The organism is Actinacidiphila acidipaludis (assembly GCF_019890725.1).
GTDB classification, from domain to species: domain Bacteria; phylum Actinomycetota; class Actinomycetes; order Streptomycetales; family Streptomycetaceae; genus Actinacidiphila; species Actinacidiphila acidipaludis.
Map to the genome: position 1 here is coordinate 42,687 of NZ_JAINZZ010000060.1, position 6,855 is coordinate 49,541.

The window sequence follows — 6,855 nt, forward strand, 5'->3', positions numbered from 1 at the left end:
ACACACGATGCCAGGACGTCCCCCGCCCCTGCGCCGCAGAGCCGCCGCCCTGCTGGGCGCGCTCCCGCTGCTCGCCGCCGCTCTGCTGACCGGGCCGGCCGCGCACGCCGACTCCGGCGGACCCGAGGTCCACGACCCGGTCGTGGACGGCACGGCCGACCCGCAGGCGGTCACCGAGCAGCGGCCCGGCCTCGGCTGGCAGCTCACCTCACCGCACACCGGCGAGCTCCAGACGGCGTACCGGATCCTGGTCGCCGACAGTCCCGCACGCCTGACACCCGGCCGGGCGGACGTGTGGGACAGCGGGAAGGTCTCCTCGGACGAGTCGGTCCGCGTGCCGTACGGCGGACCGGCCCTCGCGGCGGGTCACCGCTACTACTGGAAGGTCCGCGTCTGGGACAACCACGGTGAGGCCTCCGGCTGGAGCCGCACCGCCACCTGGGACACCGCCCTGGCGTCGCCCGCCGACTGGAAGGGCGCCCAGTGGATCACGCCCGACCGCTCGGGCGTGTCGAGCTGGTCCGACTTCACCCTCGACACCGACTTCACCGTCAAGTACGCCGCCGCGGCCGTGGTGTTCCGGGCCAAGGACGCCTCCGACTACTACATGTGGCAGATCAACAACGCCAGTTCGCCCGGCAAGGTGCTGCTGCGCCCGCACGTCGACCTCGGCGGCCGGTTCACCACCCTCAAGGAGGTCGACCTCAGCCCGGTGATCACACCGGCCGACGCCGGGGACCGGCACCACCTGCGGATCCGCGCCGAGGGCAGCACCATCACCACCTGGGTCGACGGCACCCAGGTGGACACCCTCACCGACACCTCCCTCACCGCGGGCACCATCGGGTTCCGGGAGTCCACCACGGCCGGCCGACAGGAGGACAGCCTCTACGACGGCCTGACCGTGCGCGGCCTCGACGGCACCACGCTCTTCAGCGACGACTTCTCGACCGCCCCCGACCCGTCGTTCCCCGGAACGAAGGTCACCGACGGGGAGTTGGAGCCGGCCGGCGACCCCACGCTGCTCGACCGCGACGCCGCCGCGCCGATGCTGCGCACGACCTTCACCCTCGACAAGAAGATCGCGCGGGCCCACGCCTACGTGTACGGCCTGGGCCTGTACGAACTCCACCTCAACGGCGCCAAGGTCGGGGACCATGTGCTCGCCCCGGCCGGCACGCCGTACACGCAGCGGAACCTCTACGACACCTACGACGTGACGTCCGCGCTGCGGCAGGGCGGCAACGCGGTCGGCATCTGGCTCGGCACCGGCTACGGCCCGCACTTCAGCCCCTACGGCTTCCGCTGGACCGGCCCGCCGCAGGCCGTCATGCTGATCGACGTCACCTACGCCGACGGCACCCGGAAGACCGTCACCACCGACCCGTCGTGGAAGTGGTCGACCGGCCCGATCCTCGCCGACGACCTGTACGACGGCGAGGTCTACGACGCCCGCGCGGCCCAACCGGGCTGGGACACCTCCGCGTTCGACGACGCCGCCTGGCACCCCGTCACCACGGCGACCGCCCCCAGCAGCACGCTGGTGGCCTCCACCATGCCGCCCGTCAAGGTGGTGGGGAACCTCGCGCCGGTGAAGGTCACGCAACCGCGTCCCGGTTCCTACGTCTACGACTTCGGCCAGAACTTCGCCGGCTGGGAACGCCTGACCGCCCACGGCCCCGCGGGCACGGCCATCACCCTGCGCACGGCGGAGGAACTCAACGCCGACGGCACGCTCGACACCACCACCAACCGGAACGCGGCCTCCACCGACACCTTCGTGCTCGCCGGAACCGGCGGCGCCGAGACCTACGAACCGCGCTTCACCTACCACGGGTTCCGCTACCTGGAGGTCACCGGTTACCCGGGGACGCCCACGGCCGCCGACGTCACCGGCCGCGTCGTGCACGCCGACGTGACGTCCACCGGCACCTTCGGCTCCTCCGACCCCCTGCTGAACACCATCTGGCGGAACAACCGCTGGAGCATCCTCAACAACTCCATGAGCATGCCCACCGACAACCCGGTGCGCGACGAACGCACCCCGCCCGGCATGGACGTGCAGGCCTACCACGACGCGTCGGTCCGGGAGTTCGGGATGGACGCCTTCTACGCCAACTACCTGGCCGACATGCCGCCCGGAACCGCCCTGCCGAACGACGCCGGGAACGCCCAGCAGCCCGACATGGGCGGGGACCAGGTGACGCTCGCCTGGACGCTGTACGAGCAGTACGGCGACCTGGCCACGCTGGCCGCCGACTATCCGGCGATGCGGGCCTTCGTCGACAAAAACGCCACGGATGTGCCCGGCCACATCTGGCCGGACGACCACGGGTTCGGGGACTGGTGCCCGCCGTACTACGGCCCCGGCACGAACGACGGCATGGGAAGCCCAGGCGCGGGCAGCTGCTTCAGCGAGGTGTCCCTGGTCAACACGGCTCTGTCGTACCTGCAGGCGGCCGACGTCGCCAAGGCCGCCCAGGCGCTGGGCCGTACCGACGACGCAGCGCACTACTCCGCGCTCGCCGACAGCGTCAAGGACGCGTTCAACGCCCACTTCCTCAACAGCGCGGGCGACACCTACGGTGACGGCCGGCAGGTGACGAGCATCCTCCCGCTGGCGTTCGGCATGGTGCCGCCGGACCGGACCCAGGCGGTCGGCGACCAGTTCGTCCGCACGCTCACCACCACCGACGGCGGCCACCTGGACACCGGCATCTTCGGCACCCGGTACCTCGTCGACGCGCTCGCCGCGATCGGCCGGACAGACCTGGCGATGACCGCGCTCGACAAGACCGACTACCCGGGGTTCGGGTTCGAGATCGCCCACAACGCCACGTCCTCGTGGGAGGAGTGGCTGTACAGCTCGGGCATGGAGACGCACGACCACGCGATGTTCGCGGGCGTCAACGCGTCGCTGTACACCGCGCTCGGCGGAGTGCGGCCGGCCTCGGCCGGCTACCGCACGGTCACCGTCGCCCCGCAGGTACCGGCCGGACTGCGGAGGGTCTCCGTGACGCAGGACACCGTCCGCGGCCGGATCAGCAGCAGTTGGGTGCACGAGGGGACGTCGTTCGACCTCACGGTGACGCTTCCGGCCAACAGCACCGCCGTGGTGCGGGTGCCCGTGCTCGACGCCGGACGGACCGTGCACGCGCCCGCCGGCGCCGCCCCGGTCGGGGGCGGTGGCACGACGGCGGTCTCCTACCGGGTGGGCTCCGGCACCTGGCACTTCCACGTGGGCTGACGCGCGGAACGGAAGACGGGACGGCGGCGCCACCACGGGCCGCCGTCCGGTCCTCCGTCGCCGGGCCGGGTCGGCCGGGCACGGGTCGCGTCGGGGAGGAGCAGGTCGGGCAGGATCACATCAGGGACGCGAAGTCCTGGGTGAGCCAGACCGATCCCGAGGCGTCGCGGTGGACCGCGATGCCGATGTACGTGAAGCCGCCGCTCAGGATGTTGCGGCGGTGGCCGTCGTTCGGCGCCTGCTCGTCGAGCATGCTCTGGGTGAGGTTGACGGCCATCGCGGCGATCGCCTGCGGTGTGTCGGCCACCGGGCCGCCGACGCCGATGTTCTCGCCCGCCGAGGACCAGTGGACGCCGTTCGCGGTCTCCCGGTCGCCGATCGGGCTCTCGCCGGGGCACTGGTGGCTGAGGCCACAGCCACCGGACATCACCTGGTTGTGCTGTGTGGCGCTGCTCGTCAGCCCGTCCAGCAACCGGTAGGCGGGCAGGCCCTGCTGGGCGCGCGCCCGGTTGATCAGGTCCAGGACCTGCTGGACCGCGTCGTCCGAGGCGACCGGACTCGCGCTCGGGGCCGGGGACGCCGGCGGCGTCGCACTGTGGGAGGGCGCGGGGGTCGACCGCGTGGGGGAGGGGGTCGCGGTCGGCCGCCGCGGGTGGTGGGCCGGGGCGGTGCCGTGGTGGTGCGCGGTCGGGGCGTGCCCGGGCTGCGCGGGCGGCGGGGTGGTCGCGTCGGCCGGAGTGCCGTCGTGCCAGTCGGCGGGAACGATCAGGTGGAAGGGGGACGTCCCGGAGGCGCTGTGGCCGGGCTGGCCCATGCAGGCGAAGGCGGTGCCGCCGCTGACCACGGCCAGTGCCGCGGCACCGGTCAGGGCTATTCGGGTACGGGGCTTGCGCGGGGCGCGGTGACGATGCGGCCGTGGGGTGACGGAGTGCGAACTCATCGCGGCCTCTTTCCTGGTCGGGGAGGGGGCCCGAACGGCGGTGGCTCGGCAGCCGGGTGGGGGGATGAAGCTGCCGGGGACAGACCGACCGCCGCTCGGGCGTGATCGAACCTAGGCTGTCGCCCGTCGGAAAAGGACCGCTGATCGCGGAACTTAAGGTTCTGCTGAGAATCGCTTCATGTTCCGCTGCACCCCGGGACCGGGAGCCCGCCTCACCAGGACGTCTCGGTGGTGACGGCGTTCGGCGAGGGGCGCAGGGTGGCCACCACCTTCGACCGGTGACCCGATCCCTCGAAGGTCACCGTCAGCGTGTCCGGCGCGCTCTGACCGGTCCTGGTGGTGAAGCCCTGCGCGGGTACCGCGGACACCAGGCACACCGCGTCCGCGCCCCAGCGGATCGTCACCTGACCGCCCTGCGCCTGGACGGTGTGGGTGCCGACGCCGCCCTGGCAGTCGTTCGCGGAGGCGCCGGTGGACGGGTGCGGTGTGGACGTCCGCGGTGACGGCGTGGCGGTCCGGCGCGGGCGCGGTGACGGCTTCGACGGTTTCGGCGACGGCACCGGGTGGGAGGCGGGCGACGGCGACTGCGTGCTCGGCACGAGCGTCGGGTCGTCGAACGACGTGGGCCGTGCGTGCGCGGTGGGCGGCAGCGGAGCGGTGGAGTGCACCACGAAACGCACCGTCAGGAACACGACGGACACGGTCACCGCCGTGCACGAGAGCCAGACCAGGAAGTAGCGGAGCAGCCGGGGCACCGGCCCATCATGGCGGATCCGCTACGGTGTGCCGCATGGCCAGCGTCCTGGTGGTGGAAGACGATCCGGTCATCCGGTCCTCCCTGATAGAAGCGTTGACCGCGTTCGGCCACGTCGTGCGCAGCGCGGCCGACGGGTTCGGCTGTCTGCGGGAGGTCACGCGGATCCCGTTCGACGCGGTGGTGCTCGACCTGGGACTGCCGGACCTCGACGGAGGTGACGCGCTGCGCATGCTGCGCGGCATCTCGCAGGTGCCGGTGGTGGTCGCCACCGCCCGCGACGACGAGACCGAGATCATCCGGCTGCTGAACTCGGGAGCGGACGACTACCTCGTCAAGCCGTTCTCCGCGGGTCAGTTGGAGGCCCGCATCGCCGCGGTGCTGCGGCGTTCCCAGGCGCCGAGGCCGCGCACGGCGACGCCGGGCGGGGGTGGCCGCGCGGGAGCGGCCCCCTTGCGCGTCGGCGACCTGCAGATCGACGTCCGGGCCCGCACGGTGGAACTGGCCGGTCGTGAACTGGCCCTCACCCGCCGCGAGTTCGACCTCCTCGCCTATCTGGCGGTGCGCGCCGGCACGGTGGTGTCCAAACAGGAGCTTCTCACCGAGGTGTGGCGCGAGCCGTACGTCGACGACCAGACCGTGCACGTCCACCTGTCCGCCCTGCGCCGCAAACTCGGTGAACGCGCCAGCCGCGCCCGCTATCTGCACACTGTCCGCGGGGTGGGGTTCAAGCTGGTCGCACCGCGATGAGACGGACGCTGGCCGGCATCGCCCTCGCGGTCACCACGATGGTGGCCCTGTCGTTCCAGATCCCACTGTCGCTGCTGGTGCGGTCCGAGGCGCGCACCCAGGCCGTCACCGCCGCCGAGCAGCGCGCCGCGGCGCTCGCGCCGGTCCTCGCCCTCACCACGGACAGTGCCAGCCTGCGCCAGGCCGCGGCCGGCGTCGACCCCGACGACCGCCTCGCCGTGCACCTCCCCGACGGCCAGTCGATCGGCACCGGCCACGCGCCGGCCTCCCTGCTGCGGCGGGCGCAGCAGGAGGGGGAGTCACTCGCGCGCGACGTCCCGGGCGGCTGGGCCTACCTGCAGCCGGTGGTGCTCGGCGGCGGACGCGTCGCGGTGATCGAGGAGTTCGTGCCGGCGAAGGAGCTGACGCGCGGTGTCGCCGTGTCCTGGTGGGTGATGGCGGCCCTGGCCGTCGGCCTGGTGGCGGGCTCGGTCCTGGTCGCCGACCGGCTCGCGGCCCGCGTGGTGCGCTCCTCCCAGCACCTGTCCCGCGCGGCCAACGCCCTCGGCGGCGGCGACCTCGACACGCGGGTCGAACCGATGGGACCGCCCGAACTCTACGAGGCCGGGCTGGCGTTCAACGCCATGGCGGACCGGATGGTGCAGCTCCTGGCCACCGAACGGGAACTCGTCGCCGACCTGTCGCACCGGCTGCGGACCCCGCTCACCGTGCTGCACCTCGCCGCGGAACAGGCCGCCACCAGCGCGGACTCCGAGCGCATCAACGCCGCCGTCGCCGCGCTGGAGACCGAGCTCCAGGCCGTCATCGAGACCGCAAGGGCCCCGCTCGCGGTCCGTCCGGCCGGGCCCCCGGCCGCCGGCCTGCCCGGCGGCACGCACTGCTCCGCGGCGGAGGTCACCGCCCGCCGCGCCGGGTTCTGGGCGGTCCTCGCCCGCCAGCAGAACCGGCCGTTCGAGCTGGCCGTCACCTCCGAACCGGCGCCCGTCGCCCTGCCCGAGGACGAACTGACCGCCGTCATCGACGCGTTGAGCGGCAATGTGTTCCGCCACACCGCCCCCGGCACCGCCTTCGCCGTACGGCTGGAGCGCAGCGCCCAGGCGGTGACGCTCGTCGTGGAGGACGCCGGGCCGGGCATCGCCGACCCCGACGCGGCGCTCGCCCGGG

The 6,855-nt window shown here is 73.0% G+C and carries 5 protein-coding genes; 3 read left to right on the forward strand and 2 right to left on the reverse strand.

Annotation, left to right across the window (positions count from 1 at the left end; all coding sequences use genetic code 11):
- The first annotated feature begins 7 nt into the window (after positions 1-7).
- Positions 8-3,247: a family 78 glycoside hydrolase catalytic domain gene (locus K7862_RS30890; protein ID WP_222968138.1), complete on the forward strand. Its 3,240-nt coding sequence runs from the start codon at positions 8-10 to the stop codon at positions 3,245-3,247.
- 115 nt (positions 3,248-3,362) lie between these two features.
- Here K7862_RS30890 and K7862_RS30895 read toward each other — a convergent pair whose 3' ends face one another.
- Positions 3,363-4,187, reverse strand: a complete 825-nt coding sequence (locus K7862_RS30895; RefSeq protein WP_222968139.1) for a CAP domain-containing protein — start codon at positions 4,185-4,187, stop codon at positions 3,363-3,365.
- Between the two features lie 212 nt (positions 4,188-4,399).
- Positions 4,400-4,942 (reverse strand): hypothetical protein, encoded by a 543-nt coding sequence (locus K7862_RS37935; RefSeq protein WP_262414090.1) that lies wholly within the window; start codon positions 4,940-4,942, stop codon positions 4,400-4,402.
- Between the two features lie 35 nt (positions 4,943-4,977).
- Between K7862_RS37935 and K7862_RS30905 the strand changes: the two genes are divergently transcribed.
- A complete protein-coding gene (locus tag K7862_RS30905; protein ID WP_222968140.1) occupies positions 4,978-5,691 on the forward strand; it encodes a response regulator transcription factor in 714 nt (237 codons plus the stop codon).
- Positions 5,688-6,855, forward strand: a 1,168-nt coding sequence (locus K7862_RS30910; protein WP_222968141.1) for a sensor histidine kinase, incomplete at its 3' end; no start/stop codon positions are given. The genes K7862_RS30905 and K7862_RS30910, both read left to right, overlap by 4 nt.

Bases quoted from the DNA above. Each gene is read 5' to 3' on its own strand.
- K7862_RS30890 (WP_222968138.1), top strand. From the start codon at position 8: ATGCCAGGACGTCCCCCGCCCCTGCGCCGCAGAGCCGCCGCCCTGCTG.
- K7862_RS30895 (WP_222968139.1), bottom strand. From the start codon at position 4,187: ATGAGTTCGCACTCCGTCACCCCACGGCCGCATCGTCACCGCGCCCCG.
- K7862_RS30905 (WP_222968140.1), top strand. From the start codon at position 4,978: ATGGCCAGCGTCCTGGTGGTGGAAGACGATCCGGTCATCCGGTCCTCC.